The organism is Arthrobacter bambusae (genome assembly GCF_030812595.1).
Lineage (GTDB): Bacteria > Actinomycetota > Actinomycetes > Actinomycetales > Micrococcaceae > Arthrobacter > Arthrobacter bambusae_B.
Window position 1 is genome coordinate 118,879 of record NZ_JAUSSZ010000002.1, and the last position, 25,885, is coordinate 144,763.

Here is a 25,885-nt window from a genome sequence, read left to right on the forward strand (position 1 = left end):
ACGAACGGCACCCCTCAAACTGCACCCCCCAACCACGCCACCCCGGACAGGACATCGCTATGAACAACAGATCCGCCAGGCTCACCGTGCCGGTGGGAATCGTGGGCATCGTGCTGCTGCTGGTGGTTCCCGTTCCGGCGCCGCTGCTGGACTTCCTGATCGTCTGCAACATCCTGCTCGCCCTGTTGGTCCTGCTCACCAGCATGTTCGTCAAGAAGCCCCTGGATTTCTCCGTCTTCCCGTCCTTGCTCCTCGTGGCTACGCTGTTCCGCCTGGGGCTCAACGTCGCATCCACCCGACTGGTGCTGGGGCAAGGATTCGCCGGCCAAGTGATCGACGCGTTCGGCAAGGTCACTGTGGGCGGCTCCATGATCATCGGGGCCGTGGTGTTCCTGATCCTGGTGGTCATCCAGTTCGTCGTGGTCACCAAAGGCGCCGAACGCGTGGCCGAGGTGGGGGCACGGTTCACCCTGGATGCCATGCCCGGCAAGCAAATGGCCATCGACGCAGACCTCAACGCCGGCCTCATCACGGACGCCCAGGCCCGCAAGCGCCGCGCGGAAGTGTCCGCCGAGGCGGACTTTTACGGCGCCATGGACGGTGCCTCGAAGTTCGTCAAGGGCGATGCGATCGCGGGCATCATCATTATCATCATCAACTTCGTTGGCGGCATTGCCATCGGCGTGCTGCAGCGCGGCATGAATGTTGGCGATGCCCTGAACTCCTTTGGCCTGCTGACGATGGGCGATGGGCTCGTCACCCAGATCCCGGCCCTCCTCATGGCCGTGTCCACGGGTATGATCGTCACCCGGTCCAACGCCGAGGAAGACATGGGCCGCACGGCCTCGTCGCAGCTCATGCAGTCGCCCAATGCCTTGCTGATTGCGGGAGTAGCCGCGGCGGCCATGGCCCTCATCCCCGGCATGCCCATCCTGCCGTTCCTGCTGGTAGGCGCCCTTTTGCTGATCGCTTCCAGGCGACTCGCGGCGCAGCAGAAGAAGCAGCTCGAGATTGAGGACGCCGAGGAAGCTGCCACCCAACGGTCCGAAGAAGACCCCAACGAGCGGCTCATGCAGGACATGCGCGTCCACCCCGTCGAGATCCTGTTGGCGCCGGACCTGGTGGACATGGTCTCCGGCGCCTCGGACGACCTGCTGGCCCGTGTCCGTTCCCTGCGCCACAAGATCGCCATGGAGCTGGGGATCGTGATTCCGCCCGTCCGCACCCGCGACAACGTCGAGCTGCCCCCGGCCACCTATGCCATCCGGATTGCCGGTGTGGAAGCGGGACGCGGCACGGCGCCGTCGGGCAGGCTGCTTGCCCTCGGTGATTACCTCGACGCGCTGCCCGGTACGTCCACGGTGGAACCGGTCTTCGGGCTTGCCGGAAAATGGATTCCAGCCGAGATGCGCCACAGTGCGGAAATGACCGGGGCAACCGTGATCGACCGGGTTTCGGTGCTGGTGACCCACTTGTCGTCGATTGTCACCGCCAACGCCGCAAGGCTCCTCACCCGCGAGGACGTCAGGGTTCTGACGGAAGGCTTGCGCAAGCAGAGCCCTGCCGCCGTCGAGGAACTCATCCCCGGGCTGATGTCCCTTGCCGAGGTGCAGCGCGTGCTACAGGGCCTCCTTGAAGAACAGGTCCCCATCAACGATCTTCCGCGCATTTACGAAGCACTCGCCCTGAGGGCCAAGGTTTCCACCGAGCCCGAGGGCCTGATCGAAACCGCCCGGCAGTCCCTGGGACCAGCGCTCGCAGCCAAGTTCCTGGACGGCACGGTGCTCAACGTGGTCATGATCGATCCGCTCCTGGAACAGTCCATGCTCGAGGACATGCGACCGGCCGAAGGGGGTACCCAGATCGTCATGAACCAAGCTCGCTTGGACGCCGTCCTGGCCTCCGTACAGACGTCGGTGGAGGCCGCAGCCAATGCAGGACGGCAAGCCGTCCTGGTCTGCGCTCCGGCGCTCCGGCCGGCGGTCCGGCGTCTCGTGGCAGCTGCCGACGGCGGTGTTCCCGTGTTGTCCTACCGCGAAGTGACGTCCGCAAACATCCAGATCGAAACCGTGGGGGTGGTCCGCCATGCCGAAGCAATACAGTCCTAGATACCAGCTCAAAGGCGCATCCCTGGAGGCCATCCGGGTGAAGGCCGAGCAGCAGTACGGTCCCGGGGCGCGCATCGTCTCGGCCGAGAAAGTCACCAATCCGGGGATCGCCGGGCTCTTCGCGGCAAACCGCTACGAGGCCACCATCGAGGTCCCGGCAGGTGGCACAAGCCTCATCCCAGGCGGCCCTGCGCACGCTTTGCAGGGACCCGCCATCGCCGCGCTCCTGGAGCAAGCCGACGCGGCCGAGATGGACCTGCACCGGCCCTCCGAAGGTGTGTCCGCCGCAGTTGTTTCAACTGCCTCCCCGGATTTCGCCGGGATGTTGGAGCAGCTAGGAAAGGAGTTCGAAGCGCCGGGCTCCGCCGTCGGGCACGCTGTTCCAGTGCCGGTACCTGTTCCGCTAGCCGGCAGCGGCAACCTCATCATCGTGGTTGGCCTGGGCGACGCCGCTTTGGGACCGGCACTGGACATGTCCATCGCTGAGGGCGGTTCCGACGTGCGGACAGCCGGAGCGTTGACCGCTTTCGGGCACCTTCACGTGGCGGGGCGCCAGGGCGCGACTGCGGCGCGAGCCCAAGCCGTGCTCACCGGCCAAACCGTGCTGGTGGCCTATGGGCTCGGCAGGCCGGGCGAAGCCGCGACGCATGCGGCGGCCATCGCGGCCCTGGCCCCGGACCAGTTGTGGCTCGCTGCTGACGCCGGACGGAAGGCCGAAGACACTGCGGCATGGGTACGGGCGCTGACTACCGCGCTGGCCGCCGAGCGTGTCCTCGTTGATGCCCTTGCTGTTTTCGGCGCGTCGGAGACCGGAAGTCCCGAGACGGTCAACGGACTCGGCCTCCCCATCGGGTGGGTGGACGGCAAGCCAGCCCGCGTTGCAGTGCTCGGAAAGGTAGATTGAGGGGATGCTGGTACTGACACGCAAGCCGGGCGAACAGATCATGATTGGTGAGGACATAGTCATCACCGTCATGGAAGGCCGCGGCGACGGCGTGCGGATCGGGATCGAGGCGCCCCGCGGCGTGTCCATCCAGCGTCGCGAAGTCGTTGAGGCGATCGCCGCGGCCAACCTCGCTGCTGCCCAGGCCGGCCCCGATGCCGAGGAGCTCGTTGCCGGGCTGCGCCCGCCTGTCCGGCAGCCACGCAAGGAGTAGGCCCGGCTTCTAAGCCAGGCCCAGGAACTCCGCGAGGAGAGGCAGGGAGCAATCCCTCGTCACGGCCAGGGCCCGCTCAATATTGGCGTTTTCCGTCAGGAACGCAACGTCATCCACCGCGCCGGCACGCGCGAGCGTTCCCGGTGACGCCGTGGCGATATTGTCGCTCGGCTGCACTGGGCCGGGCTCCGGGTTCCCGGCGTCTTGAGGCGCCAGCTGGAGAGCGTTGACGTTGGCGGCCGCTGCCGTTTCGACCTGCTTGAACAACAGGACGAGTTCACGGTGGTGTTCCTGGAGCAATTCCGGCCAGACTCCGGGAGGGGCCACTGAGGCGATCTTCGGCAAGGTGGCGTTCGCGGACAGGCACCATTCGATGGCCAAGGCCGAGGACTCGATGTTCCGGGCGAGCGTGTCGAACCGCAGGTTCTCCAGTGCCTTTTCCACGTCGGCGGCGGTGAATTTGAGCCAATGCCAATTGCCTGCCCGAACGTGCAGCAGCTGTGTTTCGAGCCGGTACAACAGCAGTTCCAGCTGTCTCCGCTCGCGCCACAGCGTCGCCGATAGCTCGTCCGCCCCCACGGTTCCCCATTCCCCGCGTGGCCTGCGGAACATGGTTCCGAGGCCTGTTTTGGATCTTTTTCATGAGCGTACACGCATTGTTATTTTTCAGGTGGTATGTTCACTGAATACATGTCTGTTCCGTGTAATCTTCGGCACGTTGCATCGTCTCAGCAGCTCGCCCATGAAGCCCTAGGAATCAGGCTTTTGTAACTCAATAAACGGGTCTCATGGGGGGACTAACTTGAATCGCGAAGAACGCAACGAGCTTGTGCTGCAGCACCTGCCGCTCGTTGGCTATTTGGTATCGGAGCTCTGCGCGAGAGCTTCTCATTTGTCACGCGACGATTTCGCATCGGTAGGGTCCTTGGCGTTGATAACGTCCGCAGACTCCTTCGATCCGGCCCTCGGAGTCCCCTTTGGCGCATTTGCGCGTCGGCGGATCGTCGGAGCCTTTGCGGACGAGATGCGGGCCAGCGACTGGGCCACACGATCTGCCCGCAAACGCATCAAAGAAACCATGTCGGTCCAGGAAACGCTCTCCGGTGTCCTTGGCCGTACTCCTTCGGTCGCCGAAACCGCGTCAGCCTTGGGCGTCGAACGCAGTGTGGTGGAAGCCGCCCTGGCCGATGCGGCACGGACGCTCTCACCGCTGGACGACGTCGTCGTGGACACCGTCGCCGCCGATACGATCTCTCCGGAGCACTCAGTCCTGGCTGATGAGCGGCTCAAGTACCTCCGCGCCGCGGTCGAGGCCCTGCCCGAGAAGATGCGTTACGTCGTCGAGGAGGTCTATTTCGCGGGGCGGACCGTCAAGGAGCTCGCCGAGGAACTCGGTTCCACGCACGCGGCGGTCTCCCAGCAGCGTGCCGAGGGCATCCGCCTCATGCGGGACGGACTGTCCGCCCATTACGCGGACGATCCCGAGCAATCCTTCGAGCCCCAGTCGCGCATTACTGCCCGACGCCGGCACGACTACCTTTCGACGCTTGCCACAGCGACTTTGGGCGGAATCACCCGTACTTTCAGCTCCCCGGATGCTGCCTTGAACCGCGCTGTCTAGGCTCCACGCCTAGAAGCGCGGTGGTGCAGCTTTTGCCTACTTTGCGGTCGGCACGCGGCGGAGCACGACGGCGGCAAGGACTGCCGCTCCGGCCATCAGTACCAGCCCGATCGCTGCCGTGACGTGGACGCCCGATTCAAAGGCGGCACGTGCTGCGGCGGTCAGGGCGTCCCCCAATGGCTGGGGCAGTGTGGCCGCGGCCTCCATGGCTCCGGCGAGCGTCTCCCGCGAGCGTTCGGCCGCGTGGCCGGCCAGTTCGCCCGGAAGCAACAAGTGGTGTTGGTAGGACGATGTCAGGATGGAGCCAAGCACGGCTGTGCCCAGCAACGATCCCAGTTCGTAACCCGTTTCGGAGACAGCCGAGGCCGCGCCCGCCTTGTCCGCAGGAACCGCCCCGAGGATCAGGTCGTTGGAGATGGTCTCCGCTGAGCCAACCCCGATGGCGAGTAGTAGGAGCGCCGTCAAAAGGTATCCCGGACCCTGGCTGTGGTTGCCCAGGGCGGCCACGAGGTATCCCGCCGCGCTCAAGGCCAGCCCCGATGCCACCACCAGGCCAGGGCGGATCCGCTTGACCAGTGGAACCACCACGAGGCCCGCCACGATGGTGGCCAGCAGTGCCGGAACCATCGTGATCCCCGCCTGCATGGGGGATTGGCCTTCGACGAGTTGCACATGCTGCGCGAAGAAGTAGATGAAGCCCGTCATGGAGAACAGGGACAGGACGTTGGCGGTGATAGCCGTGCTGAAGACCTTGTTCCCGAAAAGTTTCACGTCCAACATGGGTGACGCCAGTGAGCGCTGCCGGCGGACGAAGACGATTCCCATGGCGAGGCCGAACGCCACGCAGGCCGCGGGTCCAGGACCCAAGCCGTGCACGGCCGTCTCCTTGATCCCGTAGACGACGGGCGCCATGGTCAAGATGGACAGCGCAACGCTGGGTACGTCCGGCCTGCCCGGGTTGCGGTCCTTGGACTCGGGGATGAGGAACGGACCGAAAGCAAGGAGGGGGAGCAGGAGCGGCACTACGACCAGGAACACGGCTCCCCACCAGAAGTGCTCCACGAGCCAGCCGCCGAAGATCGGCCCGAGCGCGGCACCGCCGGAGAATCCCGCGGCCCATACGGCCACGGCGAGCCGGCGGCGGTTCGGATCCGGGAAGATGTTGCGGATCAGGGACAGGGTGGACGGCATGATCATGGCTCCGAAGATGCCCATGCCGGCACGCCCTCCAATGATCCACTCAGGGGACGGCGCAAAAGCGGTCACCGCGGAAACCGCGGCGAAGCCCGTGCTGCCGATCAACAGCAAGCGGCGGCGGCCGATCCTGTCTCCCAGGTTTCCCATGGACACCAGCAGGGCCGCGAGAACCAGCGCATAGGCATCAACGATCCACAGCAGCTGCACGCCCCCGACATCCAGCGACCTGGCGATTTCCGGCAACGCGAACGTCAGCGCCGTATTGTCCACAGCGACCAGCAGCACGGGGAACATCAGGAGTGCCAAGGCGGCCCAATCACGCCACGGGGCGGATTGGATCGACGGGGTGCGGGGGTGCTGGGTTGTGGACGGGCTGAACATGTCGATAACTGTACCGTCTGGACGGTATAGTTTCAACTCGAGAATCGGACTGCGCATCGAACTAAGGAATGATGGACACCATGCCGCGAAAACCTGTTGCCCGGGACGCTGTCCTGGATGCCTTTGAAGCCCTGCTGATCGAGGTGGGGGAGCGGGCTGCCACTTTGGACGCTGTCGCAAAGCGTGCGGGGGTCTCCAAGGGGGGATTGCTCTACCATTTTCCAAACAAGGAAGCCATGATCAGCTCGTTGCTCGAACGCATGGACCGCCTCGCCGCGCTGGACATCGAGGCAATGAAGGCGGCCCCTGAAGGCGCGGCCGCGTTCTTCATCAAGACCTCACTGTGGGCGGACAGCCCCTTGGACAGGGTGTTCGTGGCGGCCACGCGGCTGGCGGAAGTAGCCCACGAGGAAACCCGCAGGCGTTTTGCGGGGATCCAGGAACAATGGCTTGACGTGCTCGCCAAGGAAGTGGGACCCGAGATGGCCAAGGCGGTCCGGTACATGGGCGATGGGCTTTACTTCAACGCAATGCTTGAAGGCGGCGTCGGGGAGACGGAAGTCAAGGCCAGTGCGAGGAGCGCCGACGTCGATGCGCTGCTGGCCGCCGTCGAACGCCTCCGTAGCTGAGTGCCAGGAAAGCCGAGCGGCTCGCGGACGTATTTGCGGACCCGGGCGGTCCATAGGACAATTAACAGTTGTGGTGACCGTCACCGGCACCGCACACCGATTCACACAACTAAATACGCCTCTGATCTGCGGCGGGAGAGTCCTGCAGTCATGTGATGCAGGCGCCGTAGGAGCAAATCCTCCCCAGGAATCTCTCAGGCCCATGCACCGCCGCGGCAAGGCAACTCTGGAAAGCAGCATGCTGACGCGTGCTCACCGACGGTGCAAGCGGAGCAGTGCCACAAGCACGGTTCCGCGGAAACTCTCAGGTCCAATACAGAGCGGGGAGGGACCCGATTAGCTGTGGCGCACCATGCGCCGCCTTATTTATGGAGTTCCCTCGTGACGGTTAGTTCAACCTCCACTACGTTCGTTGACCGGCATATCGGCGCCCGCCGCCAGGCAGACATTGACGTCATGCTCAAGTCTGTTGGCTATGACAGTGTCGATTCGCTCGTGGACACCGCGGTACCCAAAGACATCCGCCAGGACGTCGCGCTGACGCTCCAAAACGCCCTCAGCGAGGTGGAGGTTCTGGCCGAGCTGCGCAAGCTCGCGGCAAAGAACAAGACGGCCGTGCAGATGATCGGCCAAGGCTATTACGACACCGTCACTCCGCCGGTGATCCGCCGCAACATCCTCGAATCCCCGGCCTGGTACACGGCCTACACCCCGTACCAGCCTGAAATTTCCCAAGGCCGCCTCGAGGCACTGCTGAACTTCCAGACCATGGTCCAGGACCTCGTGGGCCTCCCCATCGCCAACGCCTCCCTGCTGGACGAAGCCACCGCCGTCGCCGAAGCAGTGCTGATGATGCGCCGTGCGAACAAGAACAAGACCGCGCATGATGGCAAGACCGTCCTCGACGCCGACTGCCTGCCGCAGACCATCGCCATCGTGAAGGGCCGCGCCGAGGCGCTGGGCTTTGAGGTGGAGATCGCGGACCTGTCCCAAGGCCTGCCCGACGGCGAGATCAACGGGATTGTGCTGCAGCAGCCCGGCGTTTCCGGCCGGGTGTTCGACCACTCCGCCGTGATCACCGCCGCCAAGGAGCGCGGAGCGCTCGTCACGGTTGCTGCGGACCTTCTCGCCCTTACCCTGATCACGCCTCCGGGCGAGCAAGGTGCCGACATCGCCGTCGGCTCGACCCAGCGCTTCGGCGTCCCGCTGTTCTTCGGCGGCCCGCACGCGGCCTACATGGCCGTACAGAAGGGCCTCGAGCGTTCGATGCCGGGCCGCCTCGTGGGAGTTTCCAAGGACGACGCCGGAACCCCCGCCTACCGCCTCGCCCTCCAGACCCGCGAGCAGCACATCCGCCGTGAGAAGGCGACATCCAACATCTGCACGGCGCAGGCATTGCTGGCCATCGTGTCCTCGATGTACGCCGTCTACCACGGCCCCGATGGCCTGAAGGCGATCGCCGAAACCGCCCACAACCATGCCCGCACCCTGGCGGCGTCCTTGAAGGCCGCCGGCCTTGAGGTCCTGCACGGCAGCTTCTTCGACACCGTGACCGTCCGCGTGCCCGGCAAGGCTGCCGGGATCGTCGCCGCCGCCGAAGCCAAGGGCATCAACCTGCGCGGCATCGACGCTGACACCGTAGGCATCTCCGTTGACGAGACCACCACAACGGCAGTTGTCGCAGACGTCGCCGCCGCGTTTGGTGCCACTGTTTCCGGTGACGCCGAGGGCTTCGCCCTGGAGGCCGCCGTCGAGCGTTCGTCCGACTATCTCCAGCACCCGGTGTTCAACACCCACCGTTCCGAAACCCAGCTGCTTCGTTACATCCGCAAGCTTTCGGACCGCGACCTGGCGCTGGACCGCACCATGATCCCGCTGGGATCGTGCACCATGAAGCTGAACGCCACCGCCGAGATGGAAGCCATCTCCTGGCCGGAATTCGCCTCGATCCACCCGTTCGCCCCGGATTCCCAGACCGAGGGCTGGCGTGAACTGATTACCGACCTGGAATCCCAGCTGACCGAGATCACCGGTTACGACCAGGTCTCCATCCAGCCCAACGCCGGTTCCCAGGGCGAGCTCGCGGGCCTTCTGGCCATCCGCGGCTACCACCGCTCCCGCGGTGACCTCCAGCGCAACGTCTGCCTTATCCCGGCTTCGGCCCACGGCACCAACGCTGCCTCCGCAGTGCTGGCCGGCATGAAGGTGGTTGTCGTCGCGACCGCTGCCGACGGCACGATCGACCACGCGGACCTGCAGGCCAAGATCGAGGCCAACAAGGACGTCCTCTCGGCCATCATGATCACGTATCCATCCACGCACGGCGTATACGACGCCGACGTACGCGAGGTCTGCGACTCCGTGCACGCGGCCGGCGGCCAGGTGTACATCGACGGCGCCAACCTGAACGCCCTGGTCGGGCTGGCGCAGCCGGGCAAGTTCGGTGGCGACGTGTCCCACCTGAACCTGCACAAGACCTTCTGCATCCCGCACGGCGGCGGTGGCCCGGGCGTCGGCCCGGTTGCAGCCAAGGCGCACCTGGCCCCGTTCATGCCCGGCAATGCCGCGGCCTGGGCAGAAGGCGACGACGTGCCCATCTCGGCTTCGCGCTTCGGTTCGGCCGGCGTCCTGCCGATTTCCTGGGCCTACGTGAAGCTCATGGGCGGCGAAGGCCTCACCGAGGCGACGAAGTCCGCCCTGCTTGCCGCGAACTACATCGCCTCGCGCCTCAACGAGTACTTCCCCGTCCTCTACACCGGTGAAGGCGGACTCGTAGCCCACGAGTGCATCCTTGACCTGCGCGAACTGACGGCCAAGACCGGGGTCACCGCCGAGGACGTGGCCAAGCGCCTCATCGACTACGGTTTCCACGCCCCCACCCTGGCGTTCCCGGTCGCGGGCACGCTCATGGTGGAGCCCACCGAATCAGAGGACCTCGGGGAGATCGACCGGTTCATCGAAGCCATGATCACCATCCGCAAGGAAATCGACCAGGTTGCCCACGGTGACTTCACGGTGGAGAACAGCCCGCTGCGCCGCGCACCGCACACCGCGGCGGCCGTCGTCTCCTCGGACTGGAACCGCGAGTACTCCCGCGAGCAGGCCGTCTTCCCGGTCCACCACCTCAAGCAGGACAAGTACTTCCCACCCGTGGGCCGCATCGACGGCGCCGCAGGCGACCGTAATCTGGTCTGCTCCTGCCCGCCTCTCGAAGCGTTCGAGGACCACACAGAAGCCTTCGAGAACTAAAGGACTCCCACGATGACTGAGAACTACACTGCGCTCTACGAAGAGCACAAGAAGCTCGGCGCTTCCTTCACCGATTTCGGTGGCTGGCAGATGCCCCTGAAGTACTCTTCCGAACTGGCCGAACACCACGCCGTCCGCCAGTCGGCAGGCCTGTTCGACCTTTCCCATATGGGCGAAGTCTGGGTCACGGGCCCGGAAGCCGCGGCATTCCTTGACTACGCCTTGGTGGGCAAGATTTCCGCCATGTCGGTCGGCAAGGCCAAGTACTCCCTGATCTGCCAGGAAGACGGCGGCATCATCGACGACCTCATCACGTACCGTCGTGGCGAGGCCAAGTTCCTGGTGGTTCCGAACGCCGGCAACGCCAAGGTTGTTGCCGAGGCGCTGGCTCAACGGGCAGCCAACTTTGACGTCGTCGTCGAGGATGCCTCGGCGGCAACCTCGCTGATCGCCGTCCAGGGCCCGAGAGCGGAAGAAATCCTCCTCCGTTTGGTCCCGGCCGAGCAGCACTCCCTCGTCACCGGACTCAAGTACTACGCCGCCGTCGACGTGCCTTTCACGTTTGCCGGGACCACTACGGAACTGCTGCTCGCCCGCACCGGCTACACAGGCGAGGACGGCTTCGAAATCTTCGTGGACAACGACGCTGCTGCCGCCCTGTGGCAAGCAATCGCAGCAGTGGCCGAGGACGGCGAGCTGGTCCCCGCCGGCCTGGCCTCGCGCGACTCCCTGCGCCTGGAAGCCGGCATGCCGCTCTACGGCAACGAGCTCTCCCGCGAAGGCAACCCCTTCTCGGCAGGCCTGGGTCCCGTTGTCTCGCTCGCCAAGGAAAGCGACTTCGTGGGCCGCGCCGCCCTGGAAGCCCTGAAGGCCGAGGGCGCCGGTTCCACCGGCGGCCGCAAGCTCGTAGGCCTCAAGGGCCTCGGCCGCCGCGCCGGACGCAGCCACTACCCGGTCCTCAAGGACGGCGTAGTTGTCGGCGAAGTAACCTCCGGCCAGCCGAGCCCGACCCTCGGCTACCCTGTTGCGCTGGCATACGTCGACGTCGAACACGCCGAAGTAGGGACTGGCTTGGACGTGGACCTGCGTGGAAAGTCCGAGCCGTTCGAAGTCGTGGCACTGCCTTTCTACAAGCGGGCCAAGTAAGCGCTCGGGCTCGAGCCGGCTCCCGTTGGGTGGTTGGGAGCCGCGGGCCGGAAGAATCCTCCGCGTGCTCGGTCGCGAAAACGCCCGCTGCGCGGAGGTGACGCTCCCTTAGACGCACGCTTCCGGATCCTCCCGACCGGCGGCGGCTCTCAGCTCACCTGGGTTCGGCTTCAGTCCGGTGCCTTTGGCTCGCTTTCGAAAGCCAAAGGTGCTGGATGATGGGCCACCTGCCCCAGCTTGGCCCATAACTAAACCCGAGAGGGCCAGCGTTCTTTTCCGGAACACGGGCGGCCCCGAAAACTGAACATGCGGACGGCGGGTGGCGGGGTTCCGGCAGCGTGCGTCTAAGCGAGGAACGAGCGAGCACGCCGAGGAATTCTGCCACCCGCCACCCAACCGACCACAATTAGATTTAGACCAACGCAAAGGAAAAAACATGGCAAAAGTTGCACCTGAACTGCAGTACTCCGACGAGCACGAGTGGGTTGCCCGGGAGGCCGGCAACCTTGTTTCTGTCGGCATCTCCGCCGTGGCCACCGATGCCCTCGGCGACATCGTCTACGTTGACCTGCCCGAGGTCGGTGCTGCTGTGACCGCGGGGGAGACCTGCGGCGAGGTTGAGTCCACCAAGTCCGTTTCGGACCTGTACTCCCCGGTGACCGGCGAGGTCACGGAAGTGAACTCCGCCGTCGTCGACGATCCTGCGCTGATCAACAACGATCCGTACGGTGCGGGCTGGCTCTTCAAGGTGGCCGCCGAGTCCGACGGTCCGCTGCTTTCCGCGGAGGAATACGCTTCCAAGAACGGTGGCGAGCTGTGAGCGCGGCAACCGGGACCGCAGGCACCGGAACCGCAGCGTTCGAGCAGGTCGTTTCGCCGTCGCTGGACGCGGTGCTGTCCGAACTGGATCCGGAAATCGCGGCGAAGATCGACGACGAGCTGAACCGCCAGCGTTCGGGCCTGGAAATGATCGCCTCTGAGAACCACACCGCCGTGGCTGTCATGCAGGCGCAGGGCTCGGTGCTGACCAACAAGTACGCCGAGGGCTACCCGGGCAAGCGCTACTACGGTGGTTGCGAGCACGTGGACGTGATCGAGCAACTCGCAATCGACCGGGTCAAGACTCTGTTTGGTGCCGAGTACGCGAACGTCCAGTCGCACTCCGGCGCCCAGGCCAACGCTTCGGTGATGCACGCGCTGATCAAGCCGGGCGACACCATCATGGGCCTGAACCTGGCCCACGGCGGCCACTTGACCCACGGCATGCGGATCAACTTCTCCGGCCGCCTGTACAACGTCATTCCGTACCAGGTCCGCGAAGAGGACCACCGGATCGACATGGCCGAGGTTGAGCGACTGGCGCTGGAGCACAAGCCGGCACTGATCGTGGCCGGCTGGTCCGCATATGCGCGCCAGCTGGACTTTGCCGAGTTCCGCCGGATCGCGGACTTGGTGGGCGCATACCTCATGGTGGACATGGCGCACTTCGCCGGGCTCGTGGCCGCTGGGCTGCACCCGTCCCCGGTCCCGCACGCCCACGTGACGACGTCGACGACGCACAAGACGCTTGCCGGTCCCCGCGGCGGCATCATCCTCTCCAACGACGCCGACATCGCCAAGAAGATCAACTCCGCGGTTTTCCCGGGGCAGCAGGGCGGCCCGTTGGAGCACGTGATCGCAGGCAAGGCCGTGGCCTTCAAGATCGCGGGTTCGGAAGAGTTCAAGGAGCGCCAGGAGCGTGTCCTGGCCGGCGCCCGGATCCTGGCCGAACGCCTGGTCCAGGAGGATGTCACTGCCAAGGGGATCTCGGTGATTTCCGGCGGCACGGACGTGCACCTGGTGCTCGTGGACCTGCGCAATTGCGAACTCGACGGCCAGCAGGCCGAGGACCGCCTCGCTGCGATCGACATCACCGTCAACCGCAACGCGGTTCCGTTCGACCCGCGCCCGCCCATGGTGACCTCCGGTCTGCGGATCGGAACCCCGGCGCTGGCCACCCGCGGTTTCAGTGAGGCTGCGTTCCGTGAGGTTGCGGACATCATCGCCGAGGCACTGATCGCCGACGCCGGCGCCGACCTCTCCGGACTGCGTCACCGCGTGGAGGCACTCGCCGCCGCGCACCCGCTGTACCCGGGCGTGGCGAACCTGGGGTAATTTCCGCTCCGCACCTTGGCCCGTCGGGCCGGGTCCGACGGGCTTTTGGTCGCCTCGGCCCGTCGGACCCGGCATCCTCTGCGGGCTCGGTCGCGAAGACGCCCGCTGGGCGGACGTGACGCTCCCTTAGACGCCCGCTGCCGGATGTCGGTCCCGAAGGGGCGTGCTGCTCACCTTTCGCGGGACTCACTCACCCACCCCCCAACCCGACCATCCACTTACGTACTAAGGAACCGACATGGCTGTTGGCGTTTTCGATCTTTTCTCTATTGGGATTGGTCCGTCGAGCTCGCATACCGTGGGGCCGATGCGGGCTGCTGCGGTGTTCGCGGGCGAGTTGCGGGAGTCCGGTGCCCTGGAGCGGGTCGCGTCCCTGCGTGTGGACCTTTACGGGTCCTTGGCAGCAACTGGACGGGGGCACGGGACCATGACGGCGGTGTTGCTGGGCTTGGAGGGCTACCACCCGGAGCTCATCCTGCCCGAGGAGGTGGAGGAACGGCTCGCGTCGATCGCCGAATCCGGGACCTTGAACCTGGGCGGCGCGGTCGATCCCGAGACCGGGGCATCCCTGGCGTACGGCGAATCGGACATGATCCTGCACCCGCTCACTGTCTTGCCAAGGCACACCAACGGGATGAAGTTCTCCGTTTCAGACGCCGACGGCGAGGTTCTGCACGAGGCCACGTTCTTCTCAGTGGGCGGCGGATTCATCGTCCGCGAGGGCGAAGAGGACGCGGCCCAGAAGGAACTGGAGGAGTCCAAGAAGGAACTCCCGCTGCCCTTCCGCACCGCCGCGGAACTCATGGGCCGTTGCGCGTCCAAGGGGCTGGGCATTTCGGACATCATGTTCATCAACGAGCGCGCCTCCCGGACCGAGGAGGAAATCCGCGAAGGGCTGCTGCACATCTACGCCGTCATGGAGGCCTGTGTAGAAAAGTCCCTCAAGCGCGAAGGCGTGCTGCCTGGCGGACTGAAGGTCCGCCGTCGGGCCCCCGACTGGCACGAGCGGCTCCTGAAGGAAGCCAAAGACCAGGACCCCGATTACCGGGACCCGAAGTATTGGCAGGAATGGGTGAACCTCATCGCCCTGGCGGTGAACGAGGAAAACGCCTCGGGCGGCCGCGTGGTCACCGCGCCCACGAACGGTGCCGCCGGGATCATCCCCGCCGTGCTGTACTACGCCCTGCATTTCGCCCCCGGTATGGACAAAGCCACGCAGCAGGACCGCGACGACGTCGTGGTGAAGTTCCTGCTCGCCGCGGGCGCGATCGGGGTGCTCTACAAGGAACAGGCCTCGATCTCCGGCGCCGAAGTGGGCTGCCAAGGCGAGGTCGGATCCGCCTCCTCGATGGCCGCCGCGGGCTTGGCCGAAGTCATGGGCGGCTCGCCGGGACAGGTGGAGAACGCGGCCGAGATTGCGATGGAACACAACCTGGGCCTGACCTGCGACCCCATCGGCGGCCTCGTGCAGATCCCCTGCATCGAGCGCAACGCGATCGCCGCGGCCAAGGCCATCAATGCCGCGAAGATGGCGCTTTGGGGCGACGGCACCCACCGGGTCTCCTTGGACGAGGTCATCGTGACCATGCGCGAAACCGGCAAGGACATGTCCTCCAAATACAAGGAAACGGCCATGGGCGGCCTCGCCGTCAACGTCGTGGAGTGCTGACGCCCGTCCGGAGTCTTCGGCGTGAACAGGTCCGGCGGTGGCCCGGGGGCCGATAGACTTGGGGATGAACGCCTGCGCCGCACACCGGCGCCGGCTGCCCCAAGCACGCAACTGATTGGACACGGCCCCCTTGCGAGAATTTACCGCACGCTTTGCCACCGCCGAGGAAATCGAACACTGGGACAAACACGTCACTGCCAATCCCAACGGCGGCAACCTTCTCCAATCCGAAGCTTTTGCGGACGTGAAGCAGCACTTCGGCTGGAAGCCCTTGCACCTCGTCTACGAGACCGAGGAGTACAGCAGCTACAACCTGGTCCTGGAGAAGTCGTTTCCACTGCTCGGCAAGCTCTGGTACCTCATCAAGGGCCCCGACGTTGCCGGCGTCGAGGACATTCCGGGGATCGTCAACGCGAACCGGGAATTCGTCAAGCGGGACAAACTCGGGGTCTTCGCAGTGAAGATCGAGCCGGACATCGTGCTCAGCGACGAAGCCCGGGACGCGATTGAGGCCACCGGCCTGGTCAAGACCCCCAACCTGCAGCCGAACGACTCCACTGCCTTGCTGGACATCTCTCCCGAGGAGAACCAGCTGTTGCGCAACCTTCATTCCCGCGGGCGCAACGCCGTTCGCCGGGCCATCCGCGAAGGCGTCGAAGTCCAGACCATGGAACCGACGGAGGAGAACTTCCGTTCCATGTATGCGCTGATGACCAACACCGTCGAGGCGAAGTCCCAGGTGCGCGTCCGTGAATTCGCGTACTATCGCCAGTTTTGGACCAACTTCATCGAGCGGGGCCAGGGCAGGCTGTTGTTTGTCTTTGAAAACGGTGTCCCTTCCGTTGGAGCTTTCGTCATCAACTACGGCCGGAAGGGCACGTACAAGGACGGCGGATCGCTCCAGAAGCGCGCGCAGTACGGCGATTCGCACTTGGTGCAGTGGACGGCCATCAACCAGGTCAAGGAGCTGGGTTGCACCGAGTACGATTTCTGCGGCACTCCGCCCGCAGACCGGCTCAAAGACACCTCGCACCCCTTCCACGGACTTGGCTTGTTCAAGACCAGCTTCAGCAAGACCGTCACCGACTTTGTCGGCTGCTACGACCAAGTCATCAGCCCGCTGAAGTACAAGCTCTGGACAGCTGCCGGGGAACGCATCGCGCGGCAGGTCTACACCCGCCGAACCGGCCAGCAGTTCTACTAGGATCGCCGCTCTACTGTGACTGACCGCCCCGACAACAGGCCCAACACCGACGGCTTGCCCAAGACGCAGCCGCTGAAGCCATCCCAGGTGCGCCAGAATGTCAACGCCAAGCGCATGCTTCGCAGGCTCGTCCAGGGCGAGAATCCTCCCACCGCCCCGTTGAGCATCGTCGATCGCTTGGCGGGCAGTCCCTACGCCAACCCCATCATCCACGTGGGCGGCGTTGATGCTTCGGCCCGCAAGACCATCGACTTCGCGTTGCACATGGCCGAATCGATGTTTCGCTACGGTGCCGGCGCCTTGGAGGTCGAGACCAGCATCATCGCTGTCACGGCCGCACTCGGGCTGAAGAACATCGAAGTGGACATCACCAACCAGTCAGTCCAGATAAACTACGCGCCCAAGGACCAGACCCCGCTGACGCTGCTCCGGGTAGTCCGTTCGTGGACCAACAACTACGCAGGCTTGGCCCAAGTGCACCAGCTCGTCACGGACATCGTGGCTGGAGGGGTCGGCAGGGCCGAGGCCGTGCGCCGGCTGGATGACATCATCCGGAGGAGCAAGCCCTTCCCACGGTGGATGGTCACGATGGCGTATGGCGTGTTCTCCGCTGTTTTTGTCGGAGTCCTGGGCGGCGGGGTCGGAGCGTCCGCCCTCGCTTTCGTCTCCAACATGCTTGTCAACCTCGTGGCCCGTCAATTGGGCAAGTGGCGCACGCCTGACTTCTTCGTGACAGCGGCCTGTTCCTTCCTGGTCACGTTCATCGCCCTCACGCTCCACTGGGCTGGGGCCGATATCCCGCCGTCCATCGTCGTGGCGGGCGGAATCCTCCTGCTGTTGCCAACCGGTCGACTCGTGTCTTCGGTGCAGGATGCCATCAACGGGTTCCCCGTGACCGCGGCCGGACGCTTCCTGTCCACCATCCTGACCTTCGGCGCGATCGTTGCGGGCATCGCAGTCGCGGTGGTTGTGGGTGACCTCATCGGCAGCGTCGCGATTGACGTCACCCAAACATTCCCCGAAGCGTATCCATTGTGGGGCCAGGCGATCCTGATCGCCATCGGGGTGATTGCCATCGGCATCACCGAGCAAACCCTCCTCAAACTTCTGCTCCCGACGGCGGCAGTGGGCCTGGTGGGTTACTTCGTCTTGTGGGGGGCTTCCAACGTTGGTTTCGGGGACCGGCTCTCTCCGGCGATTTCCGCCGTCGTCATCGGCCTGCTCGCCCGGATGGTGGCACTCAGGCTCGGGGCCCCACAGTTGGTGGTGGCCGTCCCGGCGGCCCTCATCCTGCTTCCCGGCTTGAAGATATTCCGTTCCATGTATGTGTTGACCGTGCAGGAAGCGGATGTCCTCCTGGGCTCGGGCGGCATGCTCAATGCCGGGGCGATCGTGCTCGGTGTGGCGGCGGGAATCGTACTGGGTGACAACCTCGCCCGGCCGCTGACCAAGGGGTTGGCCAGCAACGAGCGACGCCGCGTGCGCCGGCGCTAGATCTGTCCGGCCTAAATCTGTCCGGCCTAGATCTGTCCGGCCTAGATCTGTCCGATGGGCAGTTTCTTCTCCGCTTGGAAGTCATCCTCAACACGCCCTTGGGCCCAGTATCCGGAGAGCGACACCTGGGAACGCTCCAGCCCGCGCTGTTTGAAGAAGATATCGCGCAGGCCCTTCATGTAGCCGCGTTCACCATGCGCAAAAACATCGACGCGGCCCGGCAGCCATTCTGCTTCGCCCAAGGCATCAAGCAGGATCGAGCTTGACCCTGCCGGCACGCCGGAGCGCAGAAGCCAACGCAACTCCAGTCCGTCCGGCGCCGCGATATCGAGGATGTCGGCGTCGCTATCGACTTCGAGGAAAGCCAGCCCCTTGGCGTGGGCGGGCAGGGATTCGATCGAGGCGGCAATTGCCGGGAGCGCGGCGTCGTCGCCCGCGAAAAGGTACCAGTCGGCGTCGGGCGCCGGGTTGTAGGCGCCGCCCGGGCCGGTGAAAACAAGCGGGTCCCCGGGTTGGGCCCGCAACGCCCAAGGACCCGCAAGGCCCTCGTCGCCATGGACCACAAAGTCGATTGCCAGTTCCTGCGCAGCTTCGTCCACCCAGCGGACGGTGTAAGTCCGCGTGTAAGGCCACTGTTCGCGCGGCATGGTCTCGCGGATGGACCAAAGATCCAGCGGCAACTCATAGTCGACGCCCGGCTGTGGGAACACGATCTTCACATACCGGTCCACGAAGTCGTTGTTCGCGTAGCCGGCAAAGCCGGGTCCGCCCGCGATGATGCGCACCATGTGGGGCGAAAGCTGTTCCGTGCGCAGCACAGTCAGGTTCACTTGGGGGCGGGTATTGCGGGATGCAGACGACGTTGCGGGCAAAGATGTCATGTAGGCAAGCCTAAGCTAGGGCAGTGCCGGAAGCTCCCAGATGACAGGATCTGCGCCCTGCATACGGAGCAGCGCGTTGGCCCGGCTGAAAGGGCGCGAGCCGAAGAATCCCCGCGAGGCCGATAACGGACTGGGGTGCGCGGAGGAGATCACAGGGGCGCCTTCTAGCAGCGGCTGTACGGCTTCTGCGTCCTTGCCCCACAGGATCGCGACCAGGGGACTCTGTTGGCCGCGGGCATTGCGGCGACGCGCGACGGCGGTAACCGCCGCCGTCGTGATGGCCTCCCAGCCTTTGCCCCGGTGCGAGCCGGCCGCACCGGCCGCGACGCTGAGCACCCTGTTCAGGAGGAGCACTCCTTGGTCCGTCCAGGCCGAAAGGTCGCCGTGCACCCGCGGTGGCAGCCCCAGGTCGGACTCCATCTCCCGGTAAATGTTCGAGAGGCTGCGGGGGATGGGCCGGGTTGGCCCGGAAACCGCGAAAGAGAGCCCGACGGCGTGTCCCGGCGTCGGGTAGGGGTCCTGGCCCAGGATCAGCACCTTGACGTCGGCCAGCGGCTGCCGGAAGGCGCGAAGGATGTTGGAAGCCGCAGGCAGCACCTGGATTCCGCGGCTTGCCTCGCCCGCCACGAAGGCCAGCACCGAGCGCAATTCATCCTCGACGCCGGAAAGCGCGTCGGCCCAGTCCGGCGCCATCAGATCGTCCAAAGCCATCGCCGGGAGTGCCGCGAACCCGGCGGAGTGATCCTCGGATTCAAGCTCAAATAACGCTTCTTCGCCTGCCACCCAGCCATTGTCCCTGTCCAGCGGCTCTCGGGGAAACGGGTGCCCGCACCGCGGCGGGGCAAATGACATCGGTGTTATTCGCCCGTTACCATGGGCGGGGGACATTTTTCAGTCAATGCGTCGAAGGAGTGTGTCGTGGCAGAGCCCGCACGGGAACCCATGGCGTCCGAAGCAACTGGATTGGTGCTCGAAGACCTCTCCGCCGGACTCCGCAGCGATTCGCCGCTGGGCGAGCGTGAACAACAGATGCTTGCCTTGGAACGGCAATGGTGGAAGTACGCCGGGGCCAAGGAACAGGCGGTCCGGGAACTCTTCGATCTTTCCGCAACCCACTACTACCAGCTCCTCAATGCTCTCATCGACACCGAGGAAGCACTGGCCCACGATCCTATGCTGGTCAAGAGATTGCGTAGACTACGTATGTCGCGTCAGAGGGCCCGCACAGCGCGCCGTCTCGGTTCCGACGCATAAAGCATCCGCTGATCCCCCCAGCAAGCAAGCAGCAAGGACAAGGCTTCACCATGACCAAATTTGCCCGGGATGAATTCGACCGTGTCCCGCTGAGTTCAACGCGGCAAGGTGTCCACAGGCTCGTAGCGTCCGCTCCCAGGCCCACGCTGTGGCCGGTGCTGCTCATGGGCGGTATCGCGCTGGCTGTCGGCCTTGTAGCGTTCCTCGTCCTTCCAAAGCTTGGCTCCCCTGCTGCAATCACGCCGCAAGCCGTCGCCACCGTGGGCTCCCCGACGCCAAGTGCGGCGGCGTCCCCTTCGGCAAGCAGCCCGGCGCAGGCATCCGTGCAGCCGAGCCCAAGCGACACTCCCTCCAGCACCCCGACGCCCACCACAGAGAGCACCAGCACGGCGCCATTGGACAAGACCGCGGTAGTGGCGGTCTACAACGGCACCACCACCGGTGGCCTGGCTGCCCGTGTGGCCGGCATGGTGCAAGGCGGGGGATGGCCGTTGTCCACGGTCGCAAACTGGGGCGGCATGCCCCAGCAGACGTCGTCAGTCTTCTACAAAGGCGCGGCACAGAAGGGCAATGCGGAAGCACTCGGCAAGTTGCTGGGCATTTCCAACCTTGTGGACAGTGCCGAATTCCAGCAGCCCGTGGTTGTCGTTCTCGGCCCCGGTTACAGGTAGCGGCTCGGTTACGCCTCAATAACATTGCGGCCACCCACGCCCGGGGTTGCGCTACGGGAACGTGACTGTGGTTACAGTAGTTGTGGGCTGGCCCGGAGATCCCGGAAGCCGGCCACTGCTAGTTGAAAGTGTGGGGATCATGGCTTTGGGAACCGTCAAATGGTTCAATGCCGAAAAGGGCTACGGGTTCATCACTGTGGATGGGTCCGGCGACGACATTTTTGTGCACTGGTCTGCAATCCAGATGGATGGTTTCCGTGCGCTCGAAGAAGGGCAACGGGTCGACTTCGAATTGGGCGAGGGCCAGAAGGGCCCGCAGGCGGAAAGCGTGCGGCTTATCTAGTGGGTGTTGCGGAAACACGGCTGTCCTGGCCTCTTGAAAGACGCCGGTCCCGAACATCTTCGTTGGGAGTGCCTCTTCTTGCAGGTTTTGCGTCTTTGGCCCTTGCGCTAGCCGGATGTTCCGCCTCCGTCGGCAACGCCAGGCTTGCTTCGGTTACCCCGAGCGGCGACGGTGTCCTGCGCATCGGCGTGATTCTGGACAGTACAGGCACTTCCGCCTTCCTCAACGAGTCCGAGTTGACGGCCGCCAAGTTGGCTGTCAAACAAATCAATGACGCAGGTGGATACAAGGGCCAGCCCGTCGAGTTGCTCCCGGCATCGGCGGCCACCCAAGGCAGCAGCGCGCCGGCCTTCACCGCCGATGCAGCGACGCAAGCGAAGGCTTTGTTGGCGGCCCACGCCGACGTCGTTGTGGGGCCGACGGATTCCAGCCATGCGCCCGCCGCCATCGATGTGCTGGCTCCCGCCCGGATTCCGCTCATCTCGCCGGCCAACACGGCATCTGGACTCAGCAGCTACAAGAACGGCGGCTTCTACTTCCGCACCTCGGCCGCTGAAGTCGCACAGGGCAGCGTCTTGGCGAAGCTTGCCCACGACGCCGGCGCCAAGAGGATTTCCGTCCTGCATGAAGCCGGGGACTACGGGACGCGCGTCTCCGGAGCAGTCATGGACGCTGCCCGCAGCCTGGGAATGGACGCCGTGTCCAACACGGAATTCGCGGCCGGAAAGGCAGCTCCCGCAGCGGCGAGCATCAAGTCCGGCACGCCGGACGCCGTCGTCGTGGTTGCCCGTGACGGTGCCCAAGGCGCTTTGGCGGAGTTGCTGAACGTGGGGCTGAGCGGCAAGAGCCTGATCTTGAGCGACGGTGCCATCCGCCAATACGGAACCGCGCTCGGAGCCGGTGGCCTGGACGGTGCGCGGGGAATCCTTCCCGGCGTCTTCCCGAGTGCGGAGTTCCAAGCGGATCTGACGGGCATCGACCCTAAACTCAAGGACACGACATACGCCGCCGAGACGTATGACGCCGTCACGCTCGCCGCGCTTGCGGCCGCAGCGGCGGGCGACGACGCCGGTGGCTCGATCGCGGCGTGGCTCACCACTGTGTCCGGAGGGACGCGTCCGACGTCAGGCGATGCGGCAACGAAAGATCGTACGTCTTGTACGTCCTATAAAGATTGCGCCGAGGTGCTGAAGGGGGCCAAGCTTCCGGATTACGACGGCGAGTCCGGAACCATCGGATTCGACGCCAACGGTGACGTTACATCGTCCAATTACATGGTCTTCACCTACGGAGCCGACAACACCGCGAGGCTGAGCGGCAAGGAGACCGCGTCCCGGACTCCGTGATTCTTGCGCCTGCTGCTTGCACTCTCCTCGGGCGAGTGCTAATTATTGATTAGCACTCTCAAGCGCTGACTGCTAATTCTTCGCGCGGCTCCGGCCGTATGGAAATAGTGGTGGTGCCTGGGGGAACAAAGAAACCTTGCTGGGGTGAGATCCGGAGCACGCGGCGTACAGAGGCCGAATGTGAAGGATCGTCCGTCGCGGGCACCACAGTGAAGGCACCTTCTTAACGACTGTCCCGAAAGGACTACCGCCGTTATGGCCAAGATCATTGCATTTGATGAAGAGGCACGCCGCGGTCTCGAGCGGGGTCTGAACACCCTCGCCGACGCCGTCAAGGTCACCCTCGGCCCGCGTGGACGTAACGTCGTCCTCGAAAAGAAGTGGGGCGCCCCCACGATCACCAACGATGGTGTTTCCATCGCCAAGGAGATCGAGCTGGACGACCCTTACGAGAAGATCGGCGCCGAGCTGGTCAAGGAAGTTGCCAAGAAGACGGACGACGTCGCAGGCGACGGCACCACCACTGCCACCGTCCTGGCCCAGGCCCTCGTCAAGGAAGGCCTGCGCAACGTAGCTGCCGGCGCCGACCCGCTGTCCCTCAAGCGCGGCATCGAGAGGGCTGTTGAAGCCGTCATCACCGAGCTGCTCGCCTCCGCCAAGGAGATCGAGACCAAGGAAGAGATCGCAGCCACCGCTTCCATCTCCGCCGGCGACACCGAAATCGGTAGCCTCATTGCTGAAGCCCTGGACAAGGTCGGCAAGGAAGGCGTCATCACCGTCGAGGAGTCCAACACCTTCGGCCTGGAGCTTGAGCTCACCGAGGGCATGCGCTTCGACAAGGGTTACATCTCCGCGTACTTCGTCACCGACGCAGAGCGCCAGGAAACGGTCCTCGAGGACCCGTACATCCTGATCGTGAACTCCAAGATCTCCAACGTGAAGGAACTCGTTGCGGTCCTGGAGAAGGTCATGCAGTCGAACAAGCCGCTGCTGATCATCGCTGAAGACATCGAGGGCGAGGCCCTGGCCACCCTGATCGTCAACAAGATCCGTGGCACCTTCAAGTCCGTCGCCGTCAAGGCTCCGGGCTTCGGTGACCGCCGCAAGGCACAGCTCGCCGACATCGCCATCCTCACCGGTGGCCAGGTCATCTCCTCGGAGGTGGGCCTCAGCCTCGAGAACGCAACCCTCGAACTGCTTGGCAACGCCCGCAAGGTTGTTGTCACCAAGGACGAGACCACCATCGTCGAAGGTGCCGGCGACGCCGACGCCATCGCCGGACGCGTGGCGCAGATCCGTGCCGAGATCGAGAACTCCGATTCCGACTACGACCGCGAGAAGCTGCAGGAGCGCCTGGCCAAGCTGGCCGGCGGCGTTGCAGTCATCAAGGCCGGTGCCGCAACCGAAGTTGAGCTCAAGGAGCGCAAGCACCGCATTGAGGACGCCGTCCGCAACGCGAAGGCTGCCGTTGAGGAAGGCATCGTCGCCGGTGGTGGCGTTGCCCTCATCCAGGCCGGTGCCAAGGCATTCGCCAACCTGCAGCTCGAAGGCGACGAAGCAACGGGCGCCAACATTGTCCGCGTCGCCATCGACGCTCCGCTCAAGCAGATCGCTCACAACGCTGGCCTCGAGCCGGGCGTTGTCATCGACAAGGTCCGCGGCCTGCCGTCGGGCCACGGCCTGAACGCTGCAAGCGGCGTTTACGAGGACCTGCTGGCTGCCGGCGTCAACGACCCCGTAAAGGTCACCCGCTCGGCTCTCCAGAACGCTGCCTCCATCGCTGGCCTGTTCCTGACCACCGAGGCCGTTGTTGCCGACAAGCCGGAGAAGAACGCTCCGGCCATGGGCGGCGGCGACGAGATGGGCGGCATGGGCGGCTTCTAAGCCTCCGCGCCGGCTCACCAGCCACACGCACGACGACGGTTCCCGCCTTGGGCGGGGGCCGTCGTCGCCGTTTAACGACGCCCGGTCACTTGTCGCGGGTTTCTTCCCGACGCCCGGTCACTTGTCGCGGGTTTCTTCCCGACGCCCGGTCACTTGTCGCGGGTTTCTTCCCGACGCTCGGTCACGTACGTCGGGTGTTGGGCCGTCGCTCGCTCACCATTGGTGCAGGAGGGTTTGCGATTTTGGCCCTAGATGTGAGCGAGCGTCGGTCTGGGAACGGCGGGGAGTGTCGGGGTGGTCTGGCAGGATGGAAACCATGACGATTATTGCTGCCGCCGATGGTTCTGCCCTCGGCAATCCCGGGCCTGCCGGTTGGGCCTGGTACGTGAACGACTCTTGCTGGAGGGCCGGGGGGTGGCCGCACGGAACCAACAACCAGGGTGAGCTCATGGCGGTGCTGGACCTGTTCCGGTCCACCGCACATGTTCCCGATGAAGAGCTGAAAATCCTCTGCGACAGCCAGTACGTCATCAATTGCATCACCAAGTGGATGCCGGGATGGAAGCGCAAGGGCTGGCGCAAAGCAGATGGAAAGCCCGTGTTGAACGTCGACCTCCTTAAGGACATCGATCAGGCCATTGTCGGCCGCAAGTACACCTTCGAGTGGGTCAAAGGCCACGCCGGCCACGACCTCAACGAGGCCGCCGATGTTCGCGCCCGCGCGGTCGCCCTGGCATACCAGCAAGGCATAGCCGCAGCTGGCGGACCGGGTTACCCGGGAGCCGATGAAGCTGCACGGTCCTTGTCCCGCACGATCCCAGCCCCCAACGCGACCGCGCCTGAGGAGGCGCCCTCGCTTTTCGACGGCGAGCACGACGACGACGACCACGATGCCGATGCCCAGGATGAAGACCTCACGCTGTTCGGCGGTCAGGACCTCTTGAGCGGGTCATCCTTGACTAACGCGCCGGCGGGGTTCATGGAGCAGGAGACCTTCGTCGAGCCCACTTTGTTCGCCGGTGGGGACGAAGAAGCGGTGCTTGGCCAGGTTGGTGTGCGCTCAGACGAGGAAACGGTAATTCTTCTTGAGAAGGAACTCCTGAGACCGGACGTCAGGGGAGACCTTGGGCGTACGGGGATCCTGCTCCACCCGGACTTTACCGAGATTGGCAGCTCCGGACGTGTTTGGTCCCGCGATGAACTCATGATGGCGTTGGAGGGCAATCCCGGCGAGTCCGCTGAGATAGAGGTCATTTCCGCAGAGCGGCTCTCCACCAACACCATGCTGCTCAGCTACAGAAGTCTTGGGCGCACCGGCTCGGCATTGCGGAGTTCCATCTGGTTGCTGGACGACGGCCGTTGGCGGTTGCGCTTCCACCAGTCGACGCCGGAGAAGTAACGGCTGCAGCGGGTCCTGGACCTGGAAACACTGGACCCTGGAAACAACTGGATCCCGGCGGGAACGCGGACAAGCCGGTCCGCCGGGATCCCTTGGCG

At 64.8% G+C, this 25,885-nt stretch carries 22 protein-coding genes and 2 riboswitches; of the genes, 18 read left to right on the top strand and 4 right to left on the bottom strand.

The window, feature by feature from the left end; translation table 11 throughout:
• Positions 1 to 59 precede the first annotated feature (59 nt).
• The 3 genes from J2S96_RS04040 to J2S96_RS04050 are packed head-to-tail and all read left to right on the top strand — an operon-like array spanning position 60 to position 3,265.
• Entirely contained in the window at positions 60 to 2,108 is a 2,049-nt protein-coding gene (locus J2S96_RS04040; RefSeq protein ID WP_306860148.1) for a flagellar biosynthesis protein FlhA, read from the top strand.
• Positions 2,086 to 3,012: a hypothetical protein gene (locus J2S96_RS04045; RefSeq protein WP_306860149.1), complete on the top strand. Its 927-nt coding sequence runs from the start codon at positions 2,086 to 2,088 to the stop codon at positions 3,010 to 3,012. The genes J2S96_RS04040 and J2S96_RS04045 overlap by 23 nt, the downstream gene beginning before the upstream one ends.
• Positions 3,013 to 3,016: 4 nt before the next feature.
• Positions 3,017 to 3,265, top strand: a complete 249-nt coding sequence (locus J2S96_RS04050; RefSeq protein WP_306860150.1) for a carbon storage regulator — start codon at positions 3,017 to 3,019, stop codon at positions 3,263 to 3,265.
• A gap of 9 nt (positions 3,266 to 3,274) precedes the next feature.
• Here J2S96_RS04050 and J2S96_RS04055 read toward each other — a convergent pair whose 3' ends face one another.
• Complete coding sequence (locus J2S96_RS04055; protein ID WP_306860154.1) at positions 3,275 to 3,877, bottom strand: hypothetical protein; 603 nt, start codon at positions 3,875 to 3,877, stop codon at positions 3,275 to 3,277.
• Between the two features lie 190 nt (positions 3,878 to 4,067).
• On the opposite strand from J2S96_RS04055, the gene J2S96_RS04060 reads away from it, so the two are divergent.
• Positions 4,068 to 4,886, top strand: coding sequence for a sigma-70 family RNA polymerase sigma factor (locus J2S96_RS04060; RefSeq protein WP_306860156.1), 819 nt, complete (start codon positions 4,068 to 4,070; stop codon positions 4,884 to 4,886).
• 36 nt (positions 4,887 to 4,922) lie between these two features.
• Here J2S96_RS04060 and J2S96_RS04065 read toward each other — a convergent pair whose 3' ends face one another.
• Complete coding sequence (locus J2S96_RS04065) at positions 4,923 to 6,464, bottom strand: MFS transporter (RefSeq protein ID WP_306860158.1); 1,542 nt, start codon at positions 6,462 to 6,464, stop codon at positions 4,923 to 4,925.
• An 80-nt stretch (positions 6,465 to 6,544) separates the two neighbouring features.
• Here J2S96_RS04065 and J2S96_RS04070 point away from each other — a divergent pair, with 80 nt between their 5' ends.
• The 8 genes from J2S96_RS04070 (at position 6,545) to J2S96_RS04105 (ending at position 18,009) form a co-directional block, all read left to right on the top strand.
• Positions 6,545 to 7,093 carry a TetR/AcrR family transcriptional regulator gene (locus J2S96_RS04070; RefSeq protein WP_306860160.1) on the top strand — a complete coding sequence of 183 codons (549 nt, stop codon included), beginning with the start codon at positions 6,545 to 6,547 and terminating at the stop codon, positions 7,091 to 7,093.
• A gap of 122 nt (positions 7,094 to 7,215) precedes the next feature.
• Positions 7,216 to 7,313: riboswitch (glycine riboswitch) on the top strand.
• Between the two features lies 1 nt (position 7,314).
• A riboswitch (glycine riboswitch) is annotated at positions 7,315 to 7,422 on the top strand.
• 52 nt (positions 7,423 to 7,474) lie between these two features.
• Positions 7,475 to 10,342 carry an aminomethyl-transferring glycine dehydrogenase gene (gene gcvP, locus J2S96_RS04075; protein WP_306860162.1) on the top strand — a complete coding sequence of 956 codons (2,868 nt, stop codon included), beginning with the start codon at positions 7,475 to 7,477 and terminating at the stop codon, positions 10,340 to 10,342.
• 12 nt (positions 10,343 to 10,354) lie between these two features.
• The gene (gcvT, locus tag J2S96_RS04080) at positions 10,355 to 11,488 is read left to right on the top strand and encodes a glycine cleavage system aminomethyltransferase GcvT (protein WP_306860164.1); all 1,134 of its coding nucleotides are present in this window, start codon (positions 10,355 to 10,357) and stop codon (positions 11,486 to 11,488) included.
• Positions 11,489 to 11,924: 436 nt separating this feature from the next.
• A complete protein-coding gene (gene gcvH / locus J2S96_RS04085; protein ID WP_059388212.1) occupies positions 11,925 to 12,308 on the top strand; it encodes a glycine cleavage system protein GcvH in 384 nt (127 codons plus the stop codon).
• Positions 12,305 to 13,642, top strand: coding sequence for a serine hydroxymethyltransferase (gene glyA, locus J2S96_RS04090; protein WP_306860167.1), 1,338 nt, complete (start codon positions 12,305 to 12,307; stop codon positions 13,640 to 13,642). The genes gcvH and glyA overlap by 4 nt, the downstream gene beginning before the upstream one ends.
• Positions 13,643 to 13,880: 238 nt before the next feature.
• Complete coding sequence (locus tag J2S96_RS04095) at positions 13,881 to 15,311, top strand: L-serine ammonia-lyase (RefSeq protein WP_306860169.1); 1,431 nt, start codon at positions 13,881 to 13,883, stop codon at positions 15,309 to 15,311.
• Positions 15,312 to 15,441: 130 nt separating this feature from the next.
• On the top strand, positions 15,442 to 16,515 hold the full coding sequence (locus tag J2S96_RS04100; protein ID WP_306860171.1) for a lipid II:glycine glycyltransferase FemX: 1,074 nt from the start codon (positions 15,442 to 15,444) through the stop codon (positions 16,513 to 16,515).
• 15 nt (positions 16,516 to 16,530) lie between these two features.
• Entirely contained in the window at positions 16,531 to 18,009 is a 1,479-nt protein-coding gene (locus J2S96_RS04105; protein WP_306860174.1) for a threonine/serine ThrE exporter family protein, read from the top strand.
• Positions 18,010 to 18,050: 41 nt separating this feature from the next.
• Here J2S96_RS04105 and J2S96_RS04110 read toward each other — a convergent pair whose 3' ends face one another.
• Together J2S96_RS04110 and J2S96_RS04115 are read right to left on the bottom strand one after the other, a co-directional pair.
• Complete coding sequence (locus J2S96_RS04110; RefSeq protein WP_306860177.1) at positions 18,051 to 18,890, bottom strand: siderophore-interacting protein; 840 nt, start codon at positions 18,888 to 18,890, stop codon at positions 18,051 to 18,053.
• A 15-nt stretch (positions 18,891 to 18,905) separates the two neighbouring features.
• Positions 18,906 to 19,673 carry a uracil-DNA glycosylase gene (locus tag J2S96_RS04115; RefSeq protein WP_306860179.1) on the bottom strand — a complete coding sequence of 256 codons (768 nt, stop codon included), beginning with the start codon at positions 19,671 to 19,673 and terminating at the stop codon, positions 18,906 to 18,908.
• Between the two features lie 135 nt (positions 19,674 to 19,808).
• Between J2S96_RS04115 and J2S96_RS04120 the strand changes: the two genes are divergently transcribed.
• The 6 genes from J2S96_RS04120 (at position 19,809) to J2S96_RS04145 (ending at position 25,787) form a co-directional block, all read left to right on the top strand.
• Complete coding sequence (locus J2S96_RS04120; protein WP_059388211.1) at positions 19,809 to 20,144, top strand: DUF3263 domain-containing protein; 336 nt, start codon at positions 19,809 to 19,811, stop codon at positions 20,142 to 20,144.
• A gap of 50 nt (positions 20,145 to 20,194) precedes the next feature.
• Positions 20,195 to 20,815: a LytR C-terminal domain-containing protein gene (locus J2S96_RS04125; RefSeq protein ID WP_306860183.1), complete on the top strand. Its 621-nt coding sequence runs from the start codon at positions 20,195 to 20,197 to the stop codon at positions 20,813 to 20,815.
• Between the two features lie 139 nt (positions 20,816 to 20,954).
• Positions 20,955 to 21,158: a cold-shock protein gene (locus J2S96_RS04130; protein ID WP_306860185.1), complete on the top strand. Its 204-nt coding sequence runs from the start codon at positions 20,955 to 20,957 to the stop codon at positions 21,156 to 21,158.
• A 95-nt stretch (positions 21,159 to 21,253) separates the two neighbouring features.
• Entirely contained in the window at positions 21,254 to 22,504 is a 1,251-nt protein-coding gene (locus J2S96_RS04135) for an ABC transporter substrate-binding protein (protein WP_306860187.1), read from the top strand.
• A 255-nt stretch (positions 22,505 to 22,759) separates the two neighbouring features.
• Complete coding sequence (groL, locus tag J2S96_RS04140; protein ID WP_306860189.1) at positions 22,760 to 24,388, top strand: chaperonin GroEL; 1,629 nt, start codon at positions 22,760 to 22,762, stop codon at positions 24,386 to 24,388.
• Positions 24,389 to 24,704: 316 nt separating this feature from the next.
• Positions 24,705 to 25,787, top strand: a complete 1,083-nt coding sequence (locus J2S96_RS04145) for a ribonuclease HI family protein (protein ID WP_306860191.1) — start codon at positions 24,705 to 24,707, stop codon at positions 25,785 to 25,787.
• The last annotated feature ends 98 nt before the right edge of the window (positions 25,788 to 25,885 follow it).

Coding starts and splice junctions, on each gene's coding strand:
- J2S96_RS04040 (WP_306860148.1), top strand. CDS start 60: ATGAACAACAGATCCGCCAGGCTCACCGTGCCGGTGGGAATCGTGGGC.
- J2S96_RS04045 (WP_306860149.1), top strand. CDS start 2,086: ATGCCGAAGCAATACAGTCCTAGATACCAGCTCAAAGGCGCATCCCTG.
- J2S96_RS04050 (WP_306860150.1), top strand. CDS start 3,017: ATGCTGGTACTGACACGCAAGCCGGGCGAACAGATCATGATTGGTGAG.
- J2S96_RS04055 (WP_306860154.1), bottom strand. CDS start 3,877: ATGTTCCGCAGGCCACGCGGGGAATGGGGAACCGTGGGGGCGGACGAG.
- J2S96_RS04065 (WP_306860158.1), bottom strand. CDS start 6,464: ATGTTCAGCCCGTCCACAACCCAGCACCCCCGCACCCCGTCGATCCAA.
- J2S96_RS04070 (WP_306860160.1), top strand. CDS start 6,545: ATGCCGCGAAAACCTGTTGCCCGGGACGCTGTCCTGGATGCCTTTGAA.
- gcvT (WP_306860164.1), top strand. CDS start 10,355: ATGACTGAGAACTACACTGCGCTCTACGAAGAGCACAAGAAGCTCGGC.
- gcvH (WP_059388212.1), top strand. CDS start 11,925: ATGGCAAAAGTTGCACCTGAACTGCAGTACTCCGACGAGCACGAGTGG.
- J2S96_RS04095 (WP_306860169.1), top strand. CDS start 13,881: ATGGCTGTTGGCGTTTTCGATCTTTTCTCTATTGGGATTGGTCCGTCG.
- J2S96_RS04110 (WP_306860177.1), bottom strand. CDS start 18,890: ATGACATCTTTGCCCGCAACGTCGTCTGCATCCCGCAATACCCGCCCC.
- J2S96_RS04125 (WP_306860183.1), top strand. CDS start 20,195: ATGACCAAATTTGCCCGGGATGAATTCGACCGTGTCCCGCTGAGTTCA.
- J2S96_RS04130 (WP_306860185.1), top strand. CDS start 20,955: ATGGCTTTGGGAACCGTCAAATGGTTCAATGCCGAAAAGGGCTACGGG.
- groL (WP_306860189.1), top strand. CDS start 22,760: ATGGCCAAGATCATTGCATTTGATGAAGAGGCACGCCGCGGTCTCGAG.
- J2S96_RS04145 (WP_306860191.1), top strand. CDS start 24,705: ATGACGATTATTGCTGCCGCCGATGGTTCTGCCCTCGGCAATCCCGGG.